This is a genomic window from Streptosporangium subroseum (assembly GCF_900188345.1).
In the GTDB taxonomy this organism is placed as follows: Bacteria; Actinomycetota; Actinomycetes; order Streptosporangiales; family Streptosporangiaceae; genus Streptosporangium; species Streptosporangium subroseum.
Map to the genome: position 1 here is coordinate 70,005 of NZ_FZOD01000033.1, position 22,261 is coordinate 92,265.

General features: G+C 68.1%; 21 protein-coding genes and 1 pseudogene. 10 read left to right on the plus strand and 12 right to left on the minus strand.

Annotated features, from left to right (window positions below; all coding sequences use genetic code 11):
- The first annotated feature begins 338 nt into the window (after nt 1-338).
- On the plus strand, nt 339-1,358 hold the full coding sequence (locus tag CHC08_RS28100) for a phosphotransferase (RefSeq protein WP_089210387.1): 1,020 nt from the start codon (nt 339-341) through the stop codon (nt 1,356-1,358).
- A 218-nt stretch (nt 1,359-1,576) separates the two neighbouring features.
- Here the strand turns inward: CHC08_RS28100 and CHC08_RS28105 are convergent, their stop codons facing one another.
- Nucleotides 1,577-2,308, minus strand: a complete 732-nt coding sequence (locus CHC08_RS28105; RefSeq protein ID WP_089210388.1) for an SDR family NAD(P)-dependent oxidoreductase — start codon at nt 2,306-2,308, stop codon at nt 1,577-1,579.
- A 97-nt stretch (nt 2,309-2,405) separates the two neighbouring features.
- Between CHC08_RS28105 and CHC08_RS28110 the strand changes: the two genes are divergently transcribed.
- The 4 genes from CHC08_RS28110 (at nt 2,406) to CHC08_RS28125 (ending at nt 5,702) form a co-directional block, all read left to right on the plus strand.
- On the plus strand, nt 2,406-3,008 hold the full coding sequence (locus CHC08_RS28110) for a TetR/AcrR family transcriptional regulator (protein ID WP_179282246.1): 603 nt from the start codon (nt 2,406-2,408) through the stop codon (nt 3,006-3,008).
- Nucleotides 3,009-3,379: 371 nt separating this feature from the next.
- Nucleotides 3,380-3,850 carry a MarR family winged helix-turn-helix transcriptional regulator gene (locus CHC08_RS28115; RefSeq protein ID WP_089210389.1) on the plus strand — a complete coding sequence of 157 codons (471 nt, stop codon included), beginning with the start codon at nt 3,380-3,382 and terminating at the stop codon, nt 3,848-3,850.
- On the plus strand, nt 3,847-5,325 hold the full coding sequence (locus CHC08_RS28120; RefSeq protein WP_089210390.1) for an MFS transporter: 1,479 nt from the start codon (nt 3,847-3,849) through the stop codon (nt 5,323-5,325). Before CHC08_RS28115 ends, CHC08_RS28120 begins: the two co-directional genes overlap by 4 nt.
- 137 nt (nt 5,326-5,462) lie before the next feature.
- Nucleotides 5,463-5,702, plus strand: coding sequence for a hypothetical protein (locus CHC08_RS28125; RefSeq protein WP_089210391.1), 240 nt, complete (start codon nt 5,463-5,465; stop codon nt 5,700-5,702).
- Here the strand turns inward: CHC08_RS28125 and CHC08_RS28130 are convergent.
- Complete coding sequence (locus tag CHC08_RS28130; RefSeq protein WP_089210392.1) at nt 5,695-6,522, minus strand: sensor histidine kinase; 828 nt, start codon at nt 6,520-6,522, stop codon at nt 5,695-5,697. The two genes, CHC08_RS28125 and CHC08_RS28130, sit on opposite strands and share 8 nt — an antisense overlap.
- A 62-nt stretch (nt 6,523-6,584) precedes the next feature.
- Nucleotides 6,585-7,340, minus strand: a complete 756-nt coding sequence (locus CHC08_RS28135; protein WP_089210393.1) for an SDR family oxidoreductase — start codon at nt 7,338-7,340, stop codon at nt 6,585-6,587.
- Between the two features lie 475 nt (nt 7,341-7,815).
- Here CHC08_RS28135 and CHC08_RS28140 point away from each other — a divergent pair, with 475 nt between their 5' ends.
- Nucleotides 7,816-9,057, plus strand: a complete 1,242-nt coding sequence (locus CHC08_RS28140) for a low temperature requirement protein A (RefSeq protein WP_218825516.1) — start codon at nt 7,816-7,818, stop codon at nt 9,055-9,057.
- Here CHC08_RS28140 and CHC08_RS28145 read toward each other — a convergent pair.
- Complete coding sequence (locus CHC08_RS28145; protein ID WP_245878612.1) at nt 9,054-10,013, minus strand: RNA polymerase sigma-70 factor; 960 nt, start codon at nt 10,011-10,013, stop codon at nt 9,054-9,056. The genes CHC08_RS28140 and CHC08_RS28145 overlap by 4 nt on opposite strands.
- Before the next feature lie 143 nt (nt 10,014-10,156).
- Here CHC08_RS28145 and CHC08_RS28150 point away from each other — a divergent pair, with 143 nt between their 5' ends.
- Nucleotides 10,157-10,960 carry a thioesterase family protein gene (locus CHC08_RS28150; protein WP_089210395.1) on the plus strand — a complete coding sequence of 268 codons (804 nt, stop codon included), beginning with the start codon at nt 10,157-10,159 and terminating at the stop codon, nt 10,958-10,960.
- A 210-nt stretch (nt 10,961-11,170) separates the two neighbouring features.
- Here CHC08_RS28150 and CHC08_RS28155 read toward each other — a convergent pair whose 3' ends face one another.
- Complete coding sequence (locus CHC08_RS28155) at nt 11,171-11,755, minus strand: TetR/AcrR family transcriptional regulator (protein ID WP_218825517.1); 585 nt, start codon at nt 11,753-11,755, stop codon at nt 11,171-11,173.
- An 81-nt stretch (nt 11,756-11,836) separates the two neighbouring features.
- On the opposite strand from CHC08_RS28155, the gene CHC08_RS28160 reads away from it, so the two are divergent.
- On the plus strand, nt 11,837-12,769 hold the full coding sequence (locus tag CHC08_RS28160; protein WP_089210396.1) for an SDR family NAD(P)-dependent oxidoreductase: 933 nt from the start codon (nt 11,837-11,839) through the stop codon (nt 12,767-12,769).
- Between the two features lie 21 nt (nt 12,770-12,790).
- Here CHC08_RS28160 and CHC08_RS51730 read toward each other — a convergent pair whose 3' ends face one another.
- From CHC08_RS51730 to CHC08_RS28185, 6 genes and pseudogenes are all read right to left on the minus strand, one after another.
- A complete protein-coding gene (locus CHC08_RS51730) occupies nt 12,791-13,108 on the minus strand; it encodes a hypothetical protein (RefSeq protein ID WP_245878613.1) in 318 nt (105 codons plus the stop codon).
- A 17-nt stretch (nt 13,109-13,125) separates the two neighbouring features.
- Nucleotides 13,126-13,620 (minus strand): annotated as a pseudogene (locus CHC08_RS52990) (FAD-dependent oxidoreductase); the annotation flags it as partial.
- A gap of 40 nt (nt 13,621-13,660) precedes the next feature.
- Nucleotides 13,661-14,461: a YcnI family copper-binding membrane protein gene (locus CHC08_RS28170; RefSeq protein ID WP_218825519.1), complete on the minus strand. Its 801-nt coding sequence runs from the start codon at nt 14,459-14,461 to the stop codon at nt 13,661-13,663.
- A gap of 64 nt (nt 14,462-14,525) precedes the next feature.
- On the minus strand, nt 14,526-15,287 hold the full coding sequence (locus CHC08_RS28175; RefSeq protein WP_143653372.1) for a hypothetical protein: 762 nt from the start codon (nt 15,285-15,287) through the stop codon (nt 14,526-14,528).
- Nucleotides 15,288-15,305: 18 nt separating this feature from the next.
- Nucleotides 15,306-17,201 (minus strand): copper resistance CopC/CopD family protein, encoded by a 1,896-nt coding sequence (locus tag CHC08_RS28180; protein WP_179282247.1) that lies wholly within the window; start codon nt 17,199-17,201, stop codon nt 15,306-15,308.
- A 155-nt stretch (nt 17,202-17,356) separates the two neighbouring features.
- Nucleotides 17,357-18,850 (minus strand): LVIVD repeat-containing protein, encoded by a 1,494-nt coding sequence (locus CHC08_RS28185; protein WP_143653373.1) that lies wholly within the window; start codon nt 18,848-18,850, stop codon nt 17,357-17,359.
- Nucleotides 18,851-19,216: 366 nt separating this feature from the next.
- Here CHC08_RS28185 and CHC08_RS28190 point away from each other — a divergent pair, with 366 nt between their 5' ends.
- Entirely contained in the window at nt 19,217-19,951 is a 735-nt protein-coding gene (locus tag CHC08_RS28190; protein ID WP_089210400.1) for a VOC family protein, read from the plus strand.
- A gap of 336 nt (nt 19,952-20,287) precedes the next feature.
- Here CHC08_RS28190 and CHC08_RS28195 read toward each other — a convergent pair whose 3' ends face one another.
- Nucleotides 20,288-21,472: a sensor histidine kinase gene (locus CHC08_RS28195; RefSeq protein WP_245878614.1), complete on the minus strand. Its 1,185-nt coding sequence runs from the start codon at nt 21,470-21,472 to the stop codon at nt 20,288-20,290.
- Nucleotides 21,473-22,099: 627 nt separating this feature from the next.
- On the opposite strand from CHC08_RS28195, the gene CHC08_RS49765 reads away from it, so the two are divergent.
- Nucleotides 22,100-22,261 carry a hypothetical protein gene (locus CHC08_RS49765; protein WP_179282248.1) on the plus strand — a complete coding sequence of 54 codons (162 nt, stop codon included), beginning with the start codon at nt 22,100-22,102 and terminating at the stop codon, nt 22,259-22,261.

Here is a 22,261-nt window from a genome sequence, read left to right on the forward strand (position 1 = left end):
GCGTGCGCTCACCTCCCCCGCGGACCGGGCCTTCGCCCAGCGGCTACTGCGACAGCGGTGGGACGAGTGTGGGATAGCCCACCGCGAGCACATTCGCCCGTGGTGGCCGTTTGCGAATGCCACGGATCACCGTGACGATTTTGTCCTATGTCCGTCCGGTCTCCTCCGGCAGCGAGTCCACGCCGCCCGCAACGAAATGGCGTGTGCAGGGCGCGCCCGTAGGATCGCTCGCGCGCGGGGCGACGTAGCTGCCGATGGCTCGGGAGTAGACGGTGGCGTCGTTGCCGCCGATCGAGAACGTCACCAGCTGGGAATCGCGGGGCCTCTAGAGTGATCGGATGCCCCTCCAGCATCTGACCCACAACCGGCTCAACGGGGTGACCGGCGGTATCTGGCGTGACAGCGACGGTGTCCACAAGGTCCTCACCCATCGCCGCGACGACGCCCCCGGCCACTGGGCCTCCTCGGCCGACCCGGCGCACTGGAACTACTGGCGTCGAGAGGCACTCGTCTACGGCACCGACCTCCCCCGGCAGCTCGGCCTCGGCGCGCCGGCGGTCCTCGACGTCCGGGAAACCGGCGACGAGGAGATCGAGATCCTGCTGGAGGACGTGAAGGGCCACCACTCGTCGCAGCTGTCCGTCCAGGACCTCGTCGAGACCGCCCGGGCGCTCGGTCGCAGCCAGGGACGCCGAGACCTTCCCGAATATTCATGGCTCAGCCGGGGCTTTCTCCGGGACTACAGCACTTCCCGGCCCGCGAACTGGCGCCTCCTCCAGGATGACCGGGCATGGTCTCAGAAACTGATCAGGGACCACTTCCCGCAGGAGCTCCGCGGGGGGCTTCGCCGCCTTCACCTCGACCAGGAGCGTCTGCTGTCGCTCATGCAGACCTTGCCTCGCACCGTCTGTCACCTGGACGTCTGGCCCAACAACATCATCAGGCGCCCGACCGGCGAAGTGGTGCTGCTCGACTGGGCCTTCGTCGGTGACGGTGCTCTGGGCGAGGATGTCGGCAACCTCATCCCCGACTCCGTCTTCGACCTGCTCATCCCCCACCAACTGCTCGGCGACCTCGACGGCCAGGTCACCCGGGCTTACCTCGAAGGCCTGGACGATGCCGGCTGGACCGGCGACGAACGCCTGGTGAGGCTTGGGATCTGCGCCTCCGCGGTGAAATATGACTGGCTCACCGTCAGAAGCCTCGAAACGGCTTCGGCCGACCAGCACACCGACTACGGCGGCGACACCACCGTCGACGCGGACGCCCGCTACGCCGCCCGAGCCGCCGGGCTCTCGCTCTGTGCCCAATGGGCCCGCGAGGCGGAACGCCTCGCACGTGACCTCGGGATCTGGTGACCCGATCGGCGGGCCCAGGGCAGAGGGGTATCGCGGCCGAAGAGGGACGGTGGCCGCGCGGCCACCGCCCGACCTGCCGCTTCACCGCCGGCTGTGCGTGATCTACAGGAGAACGGGCTAGTCGAGAGGGTGCCCGGCTCCTGTCTTTCAGGCACGTGCGGGTGACGGAATCAGATGCGGCGCATGGACTCAGACCGGGTCGCGACCGGCATCGGCCCTTACACGAAGGCGCTGAACGTCGCCTCGGGGCGGTCGCGCTTGACGTACAGGTCCCAGGCGGTGTCGGCGATCGCGTCTGGGTCGAGGGTGCTGCTTCCCACGTCGCCGAAGCGTTCGGGCTGGGAGGTCACCAGCCGGTAGATGTCACCCCGTTCGATGAGCCCCCCGATCGTCAGGTTCCCGACGTAGACACCCTTCTCGGCCAGCGCCGTGTTGAGCGTCAGAGCGTAGTTGCGCATCGCCGCTGCCGACAAGGCCAGGCCGCCGAGTGCGGGCATCGGCATGACAGAGCTCAGCCCGCCGGCGAACAGCAGCCCGCCCGTCCCTCTCTCGACCATGCCGGGCAGCACTCTGCCGACCGCGTCGATCGCCGGATACAGCGCGTCCATCGCCTCCCGGGCGTCCTCCGCGGTGGTCTCGATGATCGGCCGGCGCGGTATGTCCAGGTCGGCGGCTGCCGTCCCGTAATAGAGCACGTCGATCGTGCCGAACCGCTCGTTGATCGCATCCAGCGTGGAAAGCAACCGGTCGCGGTCACGTACGTCGGCGGCGAAGGACGCGGCCTCGATCCCCGCCTCGGCCAGAGATGCCACATAACCGGCGTGCCGGACGTCCGTCCGAGAGATCAGCGCAACGGCATACCCCTCCCGCCCGAATCGCTGCGCGATGGACATGCCGAGCCCAGGCCCGGCACCGATGACCACCACGGACTTGCGTACTGCTGTGGGCATGACATTGCCTTCCATGTCCGCTAAATCGAGGGCTCCCTCAACTTCTGCGACGCTACCATGAACTTGAGGGGTCCCTCAATTTCGTATGATGGGAGGCATGGCAGCCGAATTGAAACCACTGCGGTCGGATGCCGCGCGCAACCGCGACAAACTCGTGGTCGCGGCCACACAGGTCCTCGCCGAGCGCGGCCTTGACGCCCCGCTTGAACACATCGCCCGCCGCGCCGGCGTCAGCATCGGCACCCTCTACAACCATTTCCCGACCCGTGAGGCGCTCCTCGGCGCGGTCCTTCCCCAGCGGCTGGCCGCCCTGGACGAGATCACCATGGCCGCCCTGGCCGACCCCGATCCCTGGGCAGGATTCGTCGGTTTCCTCGAAGGGCTTTTCGCCCTGCATGCCGAGGACCACAGCCTCAACGACGCCCTGGCCGAGAGCTTCTCGCCGACCACCGACGTGAGCCAGGTCTGCCACAGGGGCTTCCATGACGCGCAACGCATCATCGGGCGGGCCAAGGCCTCCGGCCGGCTGCGCGCCGATTTTGAATCACAAGACCTCGTCACCCTGGTCTGGGCGATGTCCCAGGTCATCCGGAAGTCCATGAAAACCGATCCGGGCGCTTGGCGTCGCCACCTGTCCTTCTATCTCGACGGACTGCGCGCCGAAGCTGCTCGTCCCGTTCCCGACGAACAGGCGGTCTAGTCCGGCATCTCGCGCCACGGTAACGACCGGAGGCCTGTTCCCGCAGGTCACGATGCTCGCTACGTGCCTTTGCGCCACCCCGTCCCGGCTGGGAGCCCAGCGCATCGGAACGGTCGGCCACGTTAAAAACCATGATCACGTGCTCTTGGTGCCACTTTTCGTTCCGATGTTCCTCAACCCCCTGATCGACTTCGGTGACCTCTTCGCGGGCGATCCGGCCTGCGACCTGGCCGCGGCTTGGGTTCCCCTGCCGGACGGCGGCGCCGTCCGCTTCCATGCCGTCCACCTGTCGACGCGACCGTGCCCGCTGCGGGCCGTAAAACTGCACAAGAAACTTGGCAAAGTTGCTTGTGCAGTTTTACGCTGGGGTCATGAACACGAACCCCGGGCCGCAGCCATCCACGGCGACCGCGCAGCGCCTCAACGACGCGATGAAAAGACTGCGCGCACGCCTGCGCGCGGAGTCGGGGCAGCATGCGACCGGCCTGACCGCCACCCAGCTCGGTGTCCTGGCGGACGTGGTGCGGGAGGGGCCGATCACTGCGGCCCGGCTCGCCGCGCTGGAACACGTCAGCGCGCAGTCCATCGCGCAGAGCCTGGCGGTACTCAAGGCCTCCGGGCTGATCAACAGCGAGCCCGACCCGCAGGACGGCCGCAAGAAGCTGATGAGCGCCGATCCCTCCGCGACCGAACTGGTCGCCAAGCTCCTGACCGGCCGCGCCTCCTTCCTGGCGCGGGCCATCGACCAGGTGGTCGCCCCGGACGAACGCGAGGACGTGGACAAGGCCATCGAACTGCTGGAACGGCTCGCCGACGTCGACCTGGGCGAGGGCCGCATATGAGCACCGGCATCGTGCAGACCGTCACTCCAGGGCGCGGATCGGCGCGCAAGCCCTTCGCCTGGACATTCACCACCCCGCTCTACGTGGGCTCCAGCCTCAACCCGATCAACAGCTCCATCATCGCGACCGCCCTGGTGCCCATCGCCGCCGACCTGGGCGTCTCGGTGGGCGCCACCGCCGTGCTGGTCTCCTCGCTCTACCTGGCCAGCGCCGTCGCGCAACCCACCGCCGGCAAACTGGCGGAGGTGGTCGGAGCACGCCGGATCTTCCTGTCCGGTATTGTCCTGGTGCTGCTCGGCGGCCTGGTCGGCGGCCTCGGCCAGAACCTGGCGATGCTGACCGTCGCCCGAGTCCTGATCGGCCTCGGCACCTCGGCCGCTTTCCCCTGTGCGATGGTGCTGATCCGTCGCCGCGCCGAGCAGGCCGGCATGGACAAGCCGCCGGGCGGGGTGCTCGGCGGCGTCGCCATCGCGGGCATGGCCACCGCCGCCGTCGGACCGCCGATCGGCGGTCTCCTCGTGGGCGCCGCAGGCTGGCACTGGGCCTTCCTGATCAACGTCCCGGTCACCCTGATCGCCCTGGTCATGTCCATTCGCTGGCTGCCCGAGGATCCCCCGCTCGACCGCGCGGACAACGGCTTCCGTCAGATCGCCGCCCGGATCGACCTGACCGGCGTCCTCGGCTTCGCCGTGTCGATGACCGCGCTGGTCATCTTCCTCATGGGCCTCCCGCACGTCGAATGGGTCGCGCTCGCCGTCTTCGTTCTGGCCGCCGTACCCACGGTCGTCTGGGAACTGCGCAAGACCGCGCCGTTCTTCGACTTCCGTGGCCTCGCCGCCAACGGCGCCCTCACCCGCACCTACCTGCGCCAGGCCCTCACCCTGCTCGGCGTCTACACCGTGATGTACGGCATGACCCAGTGGATGGAGGCCGCGTACGGGCTGTCCACCGTGGAGGCGGGGCTCCTGCTGCTGCCGATGGGCGCCGTCTCCGCGCTGCTCTCGCGCCCGCTCGCCAGCCGCAACCTGGTACGTGGACCGCTGATCGCATCGGCGGTGACCATGCTGCTCGGCTCGGCCGGCATCACGTTGCTCACCTCGCACAGCCCGGCGATCGCGATCGTCCTGGTCTCCCTGATCTTCGGCATCACGACCGCCACCACCACGGTCGGCAACCAGATCGCCCTGTACCTCGCGGCCCCGGCCGACCAGATCGGCACCGCCTCCGGATTGTTCCGGACCTTCGGTTATCTCGGAACCATCACTTCCTCCGTGATCGGCGGCATCGTCTTCCGCGACGGCGCCGGCGACCACGGACTGCACTCGCTCGGCCTCGTCCTGGTCGCGGCAGGCATCGCCGTTCTCCTGCTGACCGTCCTCGACCGCCAACTCATGCGCCGTAACACGGTCCCGGTGGCCGCCACCCCCACGAACACCACCACAGCACCGAACGCCCGCAAGGAGCATCACGCATGACCGCCCCCGCCCTCCCCGCGATCACCCCCGAGCGGACCGCCCCGCTTGGGACCCGGCGTCCGCCCAGCACGGGGATCCACCGGGGATAGACCAGTCCCCAGCCGCTGATCAGACCGAGTGACAGGATTCCACCGAGGATGGCGAGCAGCGTCAGCACCCCGAGGTACATGGCGCCCGCAGCCTCCGCGCTCGCCCAGGATGACCTGGCTGCCGCCCGAACTCACTGGAGGGCGGCCCACAAGATTTATCAGGACCTCGACCACCGCCTCGCCACCGTGCTCGGAGAGTGGCTTCATACCCTCGATGTCATGAGCGACCCGGCCGAGCTCGCCGGCGCGGACGAAGCCCGCCGCCGCCTGTGTCGCCGGCTCATCTGATCGGAATCGAGGCGCCGGCCGGATCAGTCGGTGACAGCGGCAGCTGGAGTACGAAGCAGGCGCCCTGAGTCGGTGAAGGTCCGGCCCGGAGGGTGCCGTGGTTGGCCTCGGCGAGGTCGCGAGCGATCGCCAGGCCGAGGCCTGTGCCCCCGTGGCTGCGGCTGCGACAGGTGGCCAGGCGGGTGAACGGTTGGAAGATCCGGTCACGTTCCGCCCGAGCCACACCCTCGCCGTCGTCACAGACGGTCAGCTCGGCGATATCCCGCCGGCGACGCACCCGGACCCGAACCGAGCTCTTGGCGTACCGCTGGGCGTTGTCCAGCAGATTTCCGAGCACCCTGCCGAGCTGGGTCCGGACACCGCGGGCCATCACCTCGGGGTCGAGCCTCAGCTCCACCTCGTGCCGGTCTTCCCGGCGGGAGAGCTCACCTCGGACCAGCTCCGCCAGATCCATCAACTCCGGTTCGGCCGGTGTGCCGGCGTCCGGACGGGCCAGCAGGAGAAGATCACCGACGATCGTCTGAAGCCGGCCGACATTGCTCAGCGTACGATCCAGGAGGCTTGCCAGGTCGGTGTCGTCGGGGTGCAGCCGGGCCTCCTCCAGCTCCAGGCGGAGCGCGGCGAGGGGAGTGCACAGTTCGTGAGAGGCGTCGCAGGCAAACTGACGCTCCCGGCGAAAGGTGCGCTCCAGTCGCTCTGTCATGGCTTCGAGCCGACGGTTCAGCGCGTCCTGGTCATGATCGCAGCCACAGGGAGGATGCGCCCCGGGTCGGACGGATTCGGCGACGAACGAGGTCGAGGGCTGGTTCCGAGCTGTCATGATCTTCTCCTTTCCCTTCGGCGGGGCCACTGCGCCATACGGCGGGGCCGCTACGCCGCCGGCTACTTCCCGATCGCGGACCGGCTCAGCCAGTCGTCGAAACGGGTCTCGGTGAGGATCGCGTCATCGCCGGGCACGAGGGTGCGTTCGCTCAGTTCGGCGCCGAAGTAGCGCGCGTGCGGGTCGGCGATCACTTCGCGCGGGTCGTCACGCGCGCTCAGGCCTTGCCGGACGAGTTCGTCGAGACGGAACCGTTCGGGCCCCGCCACCTCAACGGTGCCGTTCACCGGCGAGCCCACGGAGACCCCGCCCACCGCTCCGGCGACGTCCTCGGCCGCCATGGGCTGGATGAGCACGGGTGCCAGGCGAACCGTGTCGCCGTCGGCGGCGGCCTCGGCGATGCTCCCGACGAACTCGAAGAACTGCGTCGCATGGACGATCGAGTAGGGAATGGAGGATTCCTTGATCAGCTTTTCCTGAGCGATCTTCGCGCGGAAGAAGCCGCTTTCCGACAGGCGCTCGGTTCCCACGACCGACAACGCGACGTGGTGTCCCACGCCCGCGACCGCTTCCGCGGCGAGGAGGTTGCGGGTCGACGTCTCGAAGAACTCCAGCACCGCCGCATCCTCGAAGGAGGGTGAGTTCGACACGTCGACGACCACCGAGGCGCCGTCGAGAGCTTCGGCCAGCCCCTCCCCCGTGATCGTGTTGACGCCCGAGCGGGGTGACGCCGCAATCGCCTCGTGGCCGTGTTCACCGAGCTTGGCCACGAGTTTTGCTCCGATGAGCCCGCTACCGCCTATAACTACAATTTTCATGATTGATCCTCACTTTTTCGCCGAGGTATCAAAAGCAACCGTCAGGCAGCTATGACCAGGCAGTACCTCGCCCTGTGACAGACTCCCCGAAACATGGGAGAACGCAGTCGGGTTCGCCGCCGTCACCGTTATCGATCACGATGACGCGGCGTTCGCCCGCGGGCCCTTCCGGCTCCGTACGGGTGCCGGGCTGCTCTCCACCCCTCGATGCCCTGAAACGGTTGACGACCACCGCCGCAGGAGGTCGCGATCCCGTCAGGTGTGTCACATCTGAGGCCCCTGCCCTGTCCTCATTGCATGACTGTTTCTGCCGCCGGGTGGCATCCGGCAAGAGTGATCGGTTCCGCCCCATGACCGCGTTCGCCGATCATGACAGCGAGAGCCCCTTCGCCACGATGGCACCTCCGACGGCATCGACGACGCCGGCTCCCGCCTCGGGCTCGCTTCCCCCCGCCGACCTTGCGATGCTGAGCGCATGACCCCCGAGATGGCTCCCGTCGGCATCCGGATCCGGATGACCGCGCGTCCGACTGACGAACCGCACCGCGCTTCAAGCCAGCTCGAGTTGTTGTTCGACCTCACATTTGTGGTCGCGATCGCGAGCATCACGGCGCAACTCGCCCACAGCATTGCCGAGGGCCACGCCCTCGATGGACTCATCCCGTTTTTCCAGGTGTTCTTCGCGATCTGGTGGGCCTGGATGAACTTCACCTGGTTCGCCTCGTCGTACGACACCGACGACGTTCCCTACCGGCTCTTGACGATGGTGCAGATGGCCGGCGTGCTCGTGCTCGCGGCCGGAGTGCAGGCCGCGGTCAACGACGGCGACTATCGGGCGGTCACGCTCGGCTACTTCATCATGCGAATCGGTCTCATCGCGCAGTGGCTGAGGGCGGGGATCGAAGATCGGGAGAGTCGAGGCACCGCCCTGCGCTACGCGGCCGGGATCTCGATCGTGCAGGTGGGCTGGGTGCTCCGCCTCCTCCTCGCGCAGACGGGCACGCTGCCGGAGTCCTCGCTGCTCCCGATCTTCGTCGGTCTTGTCATGCTTGAGCTCGCGGTGCCGCTGTGGGCGGAGCGGAGACGACCCACCAGCTGGCACCCCCACCACATCGCCGAGCGTTACGGGCTGTTCACGATCATTCTCCTCGGAGAGAGCGTGCTCGCCGCGTCGACCGGGGTCGAGGGGGCGATCAATGCCGGGGGCCTGAGCGGCTCCTTCGTCACGATCGCGGTCGCGGGGCTCGTACTCCTCTTCGCGCTCTGGTGGCTCTACTTCCTCGAGCCGGCCGGGGAAGGGCTCACCCGCCGTCGCGAACGGTCCTATCTCTGGGGGTATGGCCATTACGGGATCTTCGCGGCCCTCGCGGCCCTCGGCGCCGGGCTCGAGGTCGCCGTCGAGCAGACCGGGCATCACATCCAGGTGGCTCCGGTCGCGGTCTGCTACGCCGTCGCGATCCCGGTCGGTGCGTTCCTCGTGCTGCTCTGGGCGGTGCATGTGCCGATCGTGCCCCGGGCGACCATCCGCCCCGCGGTGATTCTGGGTGGCGCCGCCGTCATCCTGCTCCTGCCCCTCGCGGCGGAACGCACCGGACCGGCCTCTGTCATTGCGATGATCGCGGCCGTGTGCGCCCTGATCATCATGGTGACGATCCTGTCGCCTGTGAGGCGGGACACCCACGCACGTGGATTCGAGGTGGAGATGCCGGCCGGTTAGGAGGGCTCGGGGTCCGACGGGTGCGGAGCTCGCGATCCCGGCAGTGACAGTGAGATCCCGGCGAGCTTGGCGGGATTCATCACCCACATGACCTGATCGATACCCTGGGCCGAGGCGCTGACGGTGACGAGTGCAAAAACGACGTCGTCCTGCGAGACCAGGACGGATGCCTGCCCGTTCGCCTCGATCCACGTGAGTTCCGCACCGACCCAGAACCTCGGCGCGAACGCCCTGATGAACTTCGCGACGGTCGTCCTGCCGATCACCGGGATCCGCGTGGCGCGAACGGCTCCGCCGCCGTCCGAGTAACTGACGACATCCGCGGCGAACAGCTCCTCCAGAGCGGCGAGGTCACCCGTCTGGGCCGCCGCGAGGAACGCTTTCAGGAGGCGCCGCTGCTCGACCGAGCCGACCGACTCGCGCCGCTCGGCGACGATACGTCTGCGGGCGCGACTGACGAGTTGACGAGTGTTCGCCTCCTTCAGCTGGAGAATGTCCGCGATCTGCGAGTACGGGTAGTCGAACGCTTCCCGCAGCACATACGCGGCCCGTTCCGTCGGGGAGAGCTTCTCCAGCAGCAACAAGATCGCGAACTCCAGCGCCTCGCCCCGTTCGGCCCCCAACGCGGGGTCGGCGGAGGTGTCCACGGGTTCGGGGAGCCACGGGCCGACGTACGTTTCATGGCGCGCCCGGGCGGACTGGGCCACATTGATCGCGAGTCGCGTCGTCGTCGTGGCGAGGAAAGCCGGAGGGTCCAGCACCGTGCTGCGATCGTAGGCCTGCCACCGCAGCCAGACGTCTTGCACGATGTCCTCGGCCTCCGCCGAACTTCCGAGCATGCGGTACGCGATGCCGAAGAGCCGAGGGCGCACACTGGCGAAAACCGAAGCGGCGTGATCGAGATCATTCGTCGCAGCTTGAGGTTCGGTGGGCATAAATTCCACCATATCGGGCATCTTTCTCCGTCTCCTGTAAGGGTCACCTGAGCCCCGCACGCGGCGGCCGTCTCCCTTCGCCACGGCGGGGGCGAACGCGTCCCGTGCTCATATGGTCAGTCGATGGCGTCAACCTCTATATACAGAGACGGAGGGGAACCCAGATGGGCACTTTTCAGGAAGCTACGGCGGTCGTCCGGCGTGGAGACGTCTACGAGACCGACTTGGACCCGCAGTGGAGCGTGGGCGGGAAGTTGCACGGCGGCTACCTGCTCGCGGTGATGGGCCGCGCGGCCTGTGACGGTGCGGCCAAGGATCATCCGCATCCGAGCGTGGTGAGCGGGGCCTTCGTCGCCGCGCCCGCGCCGGGTCCGGCCGAGATCCACGTCGAGCTCCTGCGGACCGGGCGGAGCACCACCCAGGTACGGGCCCGCCTGACCCAAGGTGACGCCGTCCGCGTTGAGGCGCTGATCACGCTGGAGCGGCTGGAGGAGGTCGGCCCCTGGTGGTCGGGACTGGAGCCGGTCGACCTTCCCGCGGAGCAGGAATGCCCGCGCACCCCGCCCGAGGCGCCGGGCGGAGCCTTCCCTGTGCCGCTCATGGAGGTGATCGAGCAGCGGCTGGACCCCGGCCACCTCGGTTTCTGGTCCGGTTCGCCGTCCCGCCGAGGTGTCATCGCAGGCTGGCAGCGCCTCGCCGACGGCTCCGACTGGGACCCGCTCTCGCTGCTCGTCGCCCTCGACCCCGTCCCGTCGGTCAACTTCGATCTGGACCTGCCGGGCTGGACTCCCACCATCCAACTGAGCGCCTACCTCCGCCGCATCCCCGCGCCCGGACCGCTCCGCGTCCGCATGCACGGCGCGGATATCACGAACGGGCGGATGGACGAGACCGTGTACGTCTGGGACAGCAAGGACCGCCTGGTCGCACAGGCCACCCAGCTGGCGGCGATCCGCATGCCGAGCTGAGCGGGCTCTGGGGCCGCCCGCGGGGGGGAGCGGTGGTCCAGGCGGGCTGGTCGGACCTGGCCGCCACCGATGACGATGTGATCATCATCGGGGACGCACCGCACGAATGGCCGTTCCCGCGGATGGCCGCGGTGGTGCCCGCGGCAACGGGTGGGATCGGCCCAGGAGATGCGGTCAAGCCGGGCAGTCGGCTCCCGCGCCCGTCGGCTCTTACCGCGACGCCTCGGCTGAGCCCGGTACGGACAGACCGGCCCGGATCACCGGATAGACGCGTCGCATCCGCTCGCTGTCACCGCGGAAGCGTCGCATCGCCTGCAGGCCGACGATCAGGGTTTTGATGTCGTCCGTGTCCACGTCGGATCGCACGGTTCCGGCACGCTGGGCCTGGGCGAGGAGGTCGGCCATGATCCCGGTGAATTCGCGTTCGGCCTCCGGCAGTGCCTCCGTCAGATCGAAGCCGATTCCCGCGAAGGCCTCCGTCAGCCCCAGGTCGGTCGCGCCCTGCTCGGCCATATGGAACAGGAACGCGTACAGCCCTTCTCCCGGGTCGGCCGCCGTCTGGGCGCGGGCCCGCTCGATGACCTGGCTCAGACGGTCGGCCACGATCGCCTGGAACAGCGATTCCTTGGTCGGGAAGTGCCGGTACACGGTGCCCGCGCCCACGCCCGCCCGGCGGGCGATCTCGTCGATCGGGACGGCGGCGCCCTCCTCGGCGAACGTCTCGTAGGCGACCTGCAGCACGCGCGCCCGGTTACGGGCGGCGTCGGCGCGCAACGGCCGGGGTTTCTCGGTCAAAGGACCTCCTGGATTAAGCGGGGCGCTCGTTCCGGTATTGTCTTAAACGGAACGATCGCCCCGATTCTACCTGGAGGAACCATGCCCCGACAGCGGTGGACCGCCGCCGACGTGCCCGGCCAGCACGGCCGAGTCGCTGTGATCACCGGCGCCAACACCGGCGTCGGCTTCGAGACCGCAAAGGTGCTCGCCGCACGCGGGGCCTCCGTGGTGCTGGCCGTACGGGACGTCGACAAGGGCAAGCGGGCCGCGGCCCAGATCACCGCCTCCGTCGCGGACGCCGACATCAGGGTGCAACGCCTCGACCTGGCCTCGCTGGCCTCGGTTCGGGCGGCCGCCGACGAACTGCGCGACACCCACGCCCGCATCGACCTGCTGATCAACAACGCCGGCGTGATGTACACCCCCCGATCGGTCACCGAGGACGGCTTCGAGCTGCAGCTCGGCACCAATCATCTGGGCCACTTCGCCCTCACCGGGCTGTTGCTCGACAAGATGCTGCGCGTCCCCCGCTCTCGCGTGGTCACCGTCAGCAGCGCGGGTCACCGCCAGGGGGGACCGATCGACTTCGACGACCTCGACTGGAACACCAACGAGTACAGCCGGGTCGCCGCGTACGGGCACTCCAAACTGGCCAACCTGATGTTCACCTACGAACTCCAGCGCAGGTTGTCCGGTAAGGGCGAGCCCATCGCCACCGCGGCGCATCCCGGAGGATCCGACACCGGAGGATCCAGAGCGTCGGTGTCGCGGCAGTCCGCGCTCTTCCGGGCGGCGTTCGCCCTGGTCCGGCCACTGCTGATCCAGTCCTCCGAGATGGGGGCGCTGCCCACGCTGCGCGCCGCGACGGACCCGGCCGTCCAGGGCGGTCAGTACTACGGACCGGACGGGTTCAGCGAGAGCAAAGGTCATCCGAAGGTGGTGAAGTCGAGCGCGCGGTCCTACGACACGGCCGCTCAGCGCCGGCTGTGGACGATCTCGGAGGAACTGACCGGCGTCAGCTTCCCGGTGTGACCTGCGGCGGCGATCCGCTTGTCAGCTGTTGAGGAGACGGCTCGCCTGAGCGAGGATCTGCTCCGGATCGTCGACCGCGGGGTAGATCCACATCGTGTTGATGTCCTGCTTCATAGTCTTGGCCTCGGGTCCGGTCGCCGTGACCGTGCGCTCCCACCCCGCCGTGAGAACGGCGCCGGCGGACCCCAGGTCCAGGGCGTTGCTGTAGGGGTCGGCGGTGAAAGGCAGGGGGGCGGTTCCGAGGAGTCCGGCTGCCACGTTGTATCCGGCGCACTTCCCCATCGGCTGGGCGTGCTGGCAGCTCTGTATGGTGTGGTGCCCGTCTTCCGCGGCGGCCACCGCGGTTCCTCCGCACCGGGGAAGGCAGGGCGTACCAGCTGACTGCCGGTTGCCAGCACAAGCCTGTCGTAGGGCAGGGTCAGCTCGGTGCCGTCCCGCCCGACGGCGCGGACGGTACGGGCCTCGGTGTCGATGCTGGTCACGGTCGCCGTGAGGCGGCGTACACCGATCGGGCCGAGGACGCGGTCCAGAGGCACTCTCATGGTCTCCGGGGCGTCCTCGTACAGGCGCGGGCGCATGACCATGTCGTCGCCACCGCTGATCAGGGTCACTCGCAACTCCTCGCCGGCGCCTCCGGCCGCCCGCGCGGCGCGGACAGCTCCTGCCGCGCTCCACACACCGGCGAAACCGCCACCGATAACCAGGATGTCCTTCAGAGCGGGACTCCTGACCTCCATTCCCGGACCGCGTGGAGGCTTCAGCCTGGCCAGGCCCCTCAGGGGGCGGCTCCACGCGCGCAGGTGGTGTACGAATTCCCCCAGGTAGCGAACGTGGAGCCGTGAAATGGACATTCACCCGGCCCAGTGGGCCCGGCTCAACGACTCGTTGCGGTTATCGCGCCCGGCGCCACCGTACGGCCAGCATCGCGGCGCACGCGAGGGAGATCACCAGCGAGGCCACGGACAGCCCCACCGCCCACGGAGTCCCCGTACCCGACTCGACCGCGGGCGCGGTGACCGCGGCCGGGGCCGCCAGGTCGATACTCGTGGACGGGGCCGATGCTGCATTCCCAAGGTTCCCCTGGGCGTCCCCTCTGGGCACGAGCCGGACCACCGGCGCGGGCCGCTCCGGCTCGTCGGCGCCGGAGGACGGCTCCTGGATCCAGCGCACCACCTCGTCGTTGCTGTAGTGCTGGAGCGTCTTGAACACCAGCCGGTCGGTCTCGGGCAGCGGTCCGGCGCTCACCGAGAACTCGTCGTACTCACCCGGCTTGATCGCCGACTTCGAATCCGTCGCGGTCCAGGTGATGGTGCCGACGACCTCGCTGATCTTCGTGCCGTGCGCCTCGATGGGCGTGGCCAGCTTGGTCTTCGTGATCTTGTACGACCAGCCGGGATGTGGCTTCACCGAGATCGAGGCCAGCGGGGAGTCGACGGGAAGCTGCACCTCGATCTCGGTCGTGCTCGCATCGTCGCGCTCGTTGGGAACGCGGAACGTCAAGGCGGCGTAACCACCCTGCACGGCCGTGTCCGGGGTCACTATCACGTGCGCGAACGCCACCGCCGACATGACGCCGACCAGGTAGACCGTCGCCGCCACGATGACGAGGCCACGCGCGGCGCGACGCAGCGTTTGCGCCCTTCCCGCCGTGACGAGCGCGGGCGTGCCGGTGAAGAGGGCTGTGCCTCTCAAGGTTCCTCCAGCGGATAGGGCTCTCAACGTCCTCAGACCTTCGGTGATGATTTTCATAAGGGCGCTAGCCGAGGCGGGCCAACGTCTTCGTCATCAATGCCTCGACCTTCTTGTCGGTGTCGGCACGCTGGCCCACCGTCTTGATCTGCGTGTATCCGACGTAGAGGATGGCGTTCGCCTTGTGCACCACAACGGTGACCAGATCGTCGTAGGTATCCGGGTTCACGTCCGGAGGCGAGGTGTGCACGAGATGCTGGGAGAACCCCTTCCATCCGTTCATCTCGATCGGCTGGCTGCCGACCTTGTAGTCGCCCACGACGGACGGCGGTCCGCCGAGGATGCCGAACGCCTCCGGGCACTTGGCCGACTCGGCCAGGACCGTGTTCATCGTGTCGTCGGCGAGCGCGGGGCTCTGGAAAACCACCGCGCCCTGCGTGACGACCGGAAGCGACGTCGGCCCCACGCGCTGCGGGCCGACGATGAACCGCCCGGTCGGATTCCCGCCCACCGGCTCGATCGCCGGCTGCACGACGACCTGGACGTCCTCGGAGCGCTGGACGTACGGGCAGGTCGGGATGCTGTTCGGGGGCGTGTAGATGACGTGCGAACCGTGATCGCTGTCCTCGACCTCGGTCGCGCCCTTGCCCAGGTCACCGGGGGTGACGAGGCCGGACCGGATGGATTGCACGGTGTAGGGTGGCTTCGTCAGCGGCTGCGGATCCCCGCTGGAGCAGCCCGACAGGGCGCCGCCGGCGAAGAGGACGAACGCGCCGCCGGCGACCATCGTCACTCTCCACCCGGACGCCTTGCGGTCAGCGCCTCGCATGTATGTGCCACCAGCCTTTCAGCGTGCCGTGAACGGGACACGGACGGGTGTCTCGTCGAAATCGGAGATGCGGATGTCCAGTCGCAGCACCCAGTCCCCCGGGTACGGGATGGACATCGAGTTCGCCACGTAGTGGCCGGGTTCGGCCGCGGCCACCTTGACGGGCAGCGCCGGTATCGTACGGTCCCGCGACTCGAGCGCACCGGAGACCTCGGGCACGGCGACCAGCGAGCCGTCCCGCCCATTGATGTAGATGTCGGCCACGTTGCTTCCCAACCTCGCCGGCTCGATCTTCACCTCGACCGAGCCACCTCGCAGCCCGGGGGCCGCGTCCGCCGCGGCGGCGGGAAAGGGAACCGTGCTGTCCACCGGCGGCGCGTAGCTGGCGCGGGCCGGGGCGGTGTTGACCAGGACGGCCGTGATCGACAGGACGGCGATCCCGAGCACGACCTCACCCGCGACCGAGCGGCGCAGCCGGCGCAACGCGGCGGAAGGCGCGGCGTCGAGACCGAGGGGTTCGCGGCCGCGCCGCCGTACGAACCGCCGCGCTCCGGCGGCGAGGGCCAGCACGGCGAGGACAAGGACGAGCTTGACGAGAAGCAGCCGCCCGAAGTCGGTCCCGCCGAGCGCGCCCCACGTCCCCACCTGCCGCCAGGCCAGGTACAGGCCGGTCACCGCGATCACCGCGAAGCAGATCTGCGCGAGCAGGGAGAACCTCCGGAGCGCGGGCTCCAGGGAGATGGCGCGGGTGGGTTCCCGCCTCCCCGCCGGGATGACCACGCAGGCCGCGAGCAGGATCAGGCCGCCCAGCCACAGGGCCATGGCGAGGAGGTGCAGGCTGGTCGCCGGCACCGCCAGCCAGGTCTGGATGCCGGTCTGCGCGTGATCCGCCAACGTCCAGGTCAGCATCAGGGCGACGGCGCCGACCGCGGCGAACGCGGGCAGGGCGACCCTGCGGGTGCTACCGGCCGCTTCACCCTCGCCGGTCGTTTCAGACTCGCCGGTCGCTTCAGCCTCGGCCGCTCCGATGCCCACGGGAAGCGGGGCGGAGCGTACGGCGACGGTGTCCGCGGAAAGCGGGGCGTGGCGTACGGCGACGGTGTCCGCGGAAAGCAGGATGGGGCGTACGGCGATTCCGAAGGCCACGCCGAGGGCCAGCACGATCACCAGCCGCGCCAGCAGCGCCTGGCCCAGCCGCGTGGACAACGTCGCGCCGAGCAGGTCAGGGTCGAACACCCCGCTGAGCGAGGTGCCCTCGGCGTACGGCCCCTGTACGAGCAGGACCACCACCGTGCCGGCGGTCAGCGCGGCGAAGCCGGACCACACGATGCGCCGGCCGCGGCGGTCGGCCCGGCCGGCGGGCCAGAGTACGGCGACGAACAGCGCGCCGCCGAGCACGAGGGCCACACCGAGAAAGGCCAGGCCGCGGCCGATCGCGTCGACGACGGGAACGGCAGGGTCGACGTCCTGCTCCACGGGGACGGCCATCGAGCTCGGATGGCCGACGCTGAAACTGAACGCGCCCGACACCACGTGCGAGTCCGCGGACGTGACCCGCCAGGCCACGACGTAGGTTCCCTCGGCCAGATTCGGGGGCAGGCTCGTCCGCGCCGTGTTGGCCTTCCCGTCCGAGTAATCCGAAGCGCCGATGGACAGCTTCTTCCCGGTCACGTCGAGCAGCTGAATCGACCGCTGGCCGAGGTTCACCGCCTCGTTGAAGCGGAGCCTGACCTCGGCCGGGGTCCGGTCCAGCACCTGGCCGTCGACCGGAGAGCTCTCCAGCAGGTAGGCGTGCGCGTACGCCGGACGGGTAACCGCGACGGAGGCGAGGTCCAAGGTCAGGCCACCGGTCACGAGGAGCGCGATGACCGCCAGCCGCGTGAACAATCGGGCTCGACGACCCGCGAGGTGCATACCGCTCATCATCCGATCTGATCCGCACGCGGCTTGCCGGCCACGGTTCGACAGCCCATCCAGCGCACCGTCCGCCTCCGGGCCCGGCCGAAGCCGGCCCGAGCGCGGCGTTGTTCCACGCTCGGGCCGGCTTCGGTTCAATCCAGTTACTTGTCTTACTTGTCGCAGGAGTTCCAGCAGATCTTCTTGTCAGGCTTGCCGGCCAGCTTGCCGTCGAACTTGAGCACGTCGACGCCCCGGTTGTAGTCGGCGACGTAGATGAGCCCGTTGTGCCAGTAGGTGGCCGATGCCGAGCCGCCGGTCACACCTTCGCCCGCCGGCACGCGGAAGTAGCCGACCTGGGTCGGGTTCCTGGGGTCCGACACGTCGATGAAGCGGGTGCCCTGCCCGTACCACGCCTGAGCCACGATGTTGCCGTTCACCGTGAACCAGTGCGCGGAGCAGCTACCGGTGGTGGAAGACCCCTCCTTGCCCCACGGCGACCAGTGGCTGATCATGTTCAGCCGGAACGGCTTCTCCGGCGTGGACTTCCAGGCCTCACCGTCGTAGCTGCCCTCGAGCGAGGCGATCTTGAACTCGCCCGCCTGGGAGCAGGTCGTGATGTTCTCATTGGTGATGTAGAGCAGCTCACCCTTGTCGAAGCGGCCGAGCTTCTCGGTGTTGTGGTAGGCGTTGTGGTCGAAGTAGTCGAAGAACTCGGTGCCCGCCGGGTTGGTGGGGACGACCGTGCCGCCCGCGTACGGCACCGGGTCGTACGCCGTCGCGGTGCGCTTGCGCTTCTTCACCGGGTCGTAGTGCCTGCCCTCGGTCCAGTAGCCGCGTACGCCGCCCTCACCGGAGACCCAGGCGACGCCGTTCTTGTCGACGTCGACGCTGTGCACGTAGTCGGTGACGCCGTCGAACCGGTTGAGGTCGAGCGCCCCGTCCATGTTGCGCGGGTGCCTGATGTCGCGGATGTCGGTCACCCGCAGCGGAACGCCCTTCCAGGACGGGTCCTGGCCCGGCGTGCCCGTGTTGGCCGGGCCGACCGTCCACAGGTACGAGCAGTCGTTGATGCAGGTGGACGTGTGTCCGGCCGCGACCGGCTGGAAGATGACCGTCTCCGGCTTCCACGGGTCCTTGACGTCGATGATGTAGACGCCGGACTGCCCGGTCGAGACGGTGCCGCCGAAGCCGCGCGGGTCCCGGGCGAGGAAGACCAGCTTGCGCTTCGGGTCGACGGTCATGTTCTCGCCTTCCCAGAACCTGTCCTGGGTGTCCCCGGGCTGGCGCAGCTGGGCGGCGGTGATCTTTGAGACGAAGGCGGGATGCTTCGGGTCCTTCAGCGACCAGACGGCAAGGCCACCCGTGCCGTTGGCGAACATGAAGTCGTAGCCGTACTTCTCGTAGTGGATGAAGTTCAGACCCGAGTAGCCGCTGACGCCCTTGACGTTGTCGAGGAACGTGACGTTCCCCGCGACAGCGGTCGTCGGGACGTTGTGGACGTCGTCGAGGACCGGGCCACCATGGACCGGGCGACCATGGGCGGAGGTGGAGGAGGGGGTGAGGTCAAGCGGGTCGTCGGCGAGCGCCGGGCCGGCTCCGGACAGCTGGATTGCCGCCGCGGTGGCCAGTGCGACCGCACCCGCCAGGAGGGATTTCACTTTCACAGATGCTCCCTTGGGGTCCCGCGGCGTGGTTGGACAACCGCGCGACCAAAGATCACAGTTGGCCCTGATTGTAAGATCAGCAACAAGCCGTTGTCATGGGGCAAAGCGGATAAAACCACCAAAAGGTTTTCGGTCCGCCCGATATCCGACCGGCCCTGCGGGCTGACACAGCCGCTTTCCGCAGCTCAGGACCCCGAGCATGACCGTCACCGCGGAAGCGGCTCCCTGCCCTCCGGAGCGGCCCACATTCGCTACGACGCCGCCATGGATGAAGCCTGGCGGCGCGAGTCAAACTCTTGGAACGATCCATATGCGAGCCTCGCCGAAGGGTGCAAGCATCGCCGGACGAGCTGGAAGGTGAATGACTTGAGTGAGCCCGAGGTTCGGCCGAACGAGACGACGGTGCCGTTGATGCCGTGCTCGTCAGTGGAGGAGACCCTGACGTTCTATGAGGCGCTGGGATTCGAGGTGACCTACAAACAGAGCAAGCCCTATGTATATCTGGCGCTGCGGTGGAGCGGATTCCAGCTGCACTTCGGCCCCGCGCCCAAGGGCCTGGATCCGGCCCGGGAGGAGTCCGGAGGCTGCCTGGTCATGGTCGGCGCCGTGGCGCCGTACCACGCGGCGTTCGTCGCGGCGATGCGCCGGGTCTACGGGAAGGTGCTGAGTTCCGGCCTTCCGCGGATCACCCGTTACCGGCCCGGCGCGTCCCGGTTCACGCTGATCGATCCCTCCGGGAACTCGATCATATTCATCCAGCGTGACGAGCCCACCGAGCTGGAGTACGGCGGCTCGAAGAAACTGACGGGCCTGGCCAAGGCGCTCGACAACGCCCGGATCCTGCGCGAGTTCAAGAACGACGACCTGCAGACCTTCCGCGCGCTCAAGTCCGCGGTGCGCAGGCACGGCGCGGATGCCTCGGTGGTCGATCGGGCCATCGCCCTGTGCCACCTCATCGACTTGTCCATGATCCTCGGCGAGCCCGCCGATCCCTGGCTCACCGATCTGCGCGGTCTGGAGCTCACCGTCGACGACAGGCAGCGCATCGAGTCAGAACTCGGGCATCTCCCCGGACTTCAGGAGTGGCTCCCCCAGATGTAACCGGATTGCTTGATGTCGTCGTTTCTGGCTCGGTATCTGTCGTGCTCGGCGAGGGGACCCGGGTCTCATGCCCTCGACCTGGTGATCGTCGTCATGGGTGGGTGCCAGCGGCCCTGACGGCCGGGGCCGCACTCGGCTGGCTGAACGGCACTCCGCTCGGCGGCGCCTGGCCTTCCCATCTCGCCCGACTCAAACCGACCACCACACCCACGTAAATTCGCCAGCAGAGTCCAAACCGGGGCAACTCCACAGGCGCCGTTGTCGGTCAGTCTGTTGTGCGTCGTTTGCGAGCGTCGCGTGTCGGGAGACCGGATCTCGCGGGACTGGCAGTTGCCATTAACTGGCATGATGGCTGCTTCGGTCACCGACCGGAGACGGTTCGCATAGGGGGAGGCGCAGAACGAAGCGCGCTCCTCGTTCGCTGTCCTGGATGGTCAAAGTGCCCAGGTGTGCTTCTGCGATCTCCCGTGCGATCGCCAATCCCAGCCCGGTCCCTCCTGCGTCCCGATTGCGTGAGGCGTCCAGCCGGGTGAAGCGGTCGAAGACCATCTCCCGGTGTTCGACGGCGATTCCGGCGCCGTCGTCGAGCACCTCCAAAGTCGCCGTCGGTCCGTCGGCTCGCACGCTGACGGTGATCTGTGAGGTGGCGTGGCGTTCGGCGTTGTCGAGCAGGTTGACCAGCAGCCGCGTGATTCGCAGCCGGTCACAGCAGATGAAGACGTTCTGCTGCAGATCCTTGACGATCGTCATCCGGTAGGTTCGGCGGTCCAGCTCGGTTCCGACCAACTCGTCCAGATCGATAATGCTGAGGTTGAGGGGGGCGCGGGAGTCCAGCCTGGCCAGGGTCAGCAGGTCGGTCACGATCGCCTGCAGCCGGTCCGCCCCGGCGAGCACCGCCGCGGTCATCTTCGGCCAGTCGGTGTCCTGCGGGTGCATGAGCGCCTCCTCCAGCTGGGCCCGCATGGCCGTAAGAGGGCTGCGCAGGTCGTGAGAGGCGTCCGAGGTGAACTGCCGCAACTGCCTGTATGCGCATTCGAGGCGGTCGAGAGTGTCGTTCACCGTTTCGGCCAGGAGCTTGATCTCTTCCTGGTTGTCGCCGGCCACGGGGACCCGGCGGTCGAGGGCCGTGGCGGTGATCTCCGCTAGCTCTGTGCGGATGGCGTCCACCGCGGTCATGTCCTTGTTGACCAGAAGGAACGTCCCGGCTGCCACCATCGCGGTCATCAACAGGGACATGCCGATCGCAAAAAACAGCGCTGTGGCGCCCCCGTACCAGGGGACCATGGGTACCGCCACGTAGAGCAGCCAGGGCCCATCCGGCTGATAGACCTTGTACGAGGCGACGGTCATGCAGCCCTTCAGCCCGGTTGGAGGGCACAGCACCCGTACGGCGTGCACGTCACTGTTGGTCGAGCGGAAGGTGGCCATCGGCGGCTTGCCGACGAGTTGCGGGGTCGCCGCAACCATCCGGCCATGGGTGTCCAGGATCTGGATCGCCATGTCCTTACCGGCCGGCAGCACAGACGGAAGGTACCCCTGTCTGATGAGGGGCACCATACGGTCCCACGCCCCGGTGACGCGAGCCTGGGCCGCATCGGCACCCTTGTCGCCCGTGAAAAGGAGGAAGAGCACACTGACCCCGATGAACACCAGTGCCGCGACAGCGCAGAACCCCAGGGTCCTACGAGTACGAAGGGATGATCGATTCCAATTCACCATCGATTTAGGCCAATTCATGGGGAGCATGAGGTTCTGATTGCGCTCGGTCAGTGGTCTTTCGACCACATCCGGGAGACGAGCACGCGTATGCCAAGCGGCCCGTAATGGCCGACGAGGGCTCGATCTCCCAGCCGGCCATGCGCCAGTGCCGGGGGTCTCGGCTCGCCGGGGGGTGCGGGGTGAGCACATTGCCCAAGCCAGGCTCGGCACCACGTTCGGTGCCCACGGTCGACAGGCTGCCTCCGCTCGGTCAAACCGTGCGGAAGAGCTCCATCACGGAGCGATCGCTTGGCCATTCTTGAGCCAGTAGTGGACGAAGGTGCCCTCCGAGTCTTGGACGTCGCCGCCGATCGCTGCCTGCACTCGGCGATCGATCCACTCCTTGAGCCGCGGGCGCGGTTCGCGCACCCGCATGATGTTCTCAGCGCTATGTCCTCGGTGGGATACCAGTGGCCGAGGACGGCGGTGAAGCTGGTGCCGATCATCCGCACCTCGGACGAGATGGCCTCGCCGGTGACGCCGAGGTGGAGGTCCCAGCCGCAGCGCTCCCGAGCCATGCTGCAGCAGGAACTGTCGGGTGAATTGGCCTAG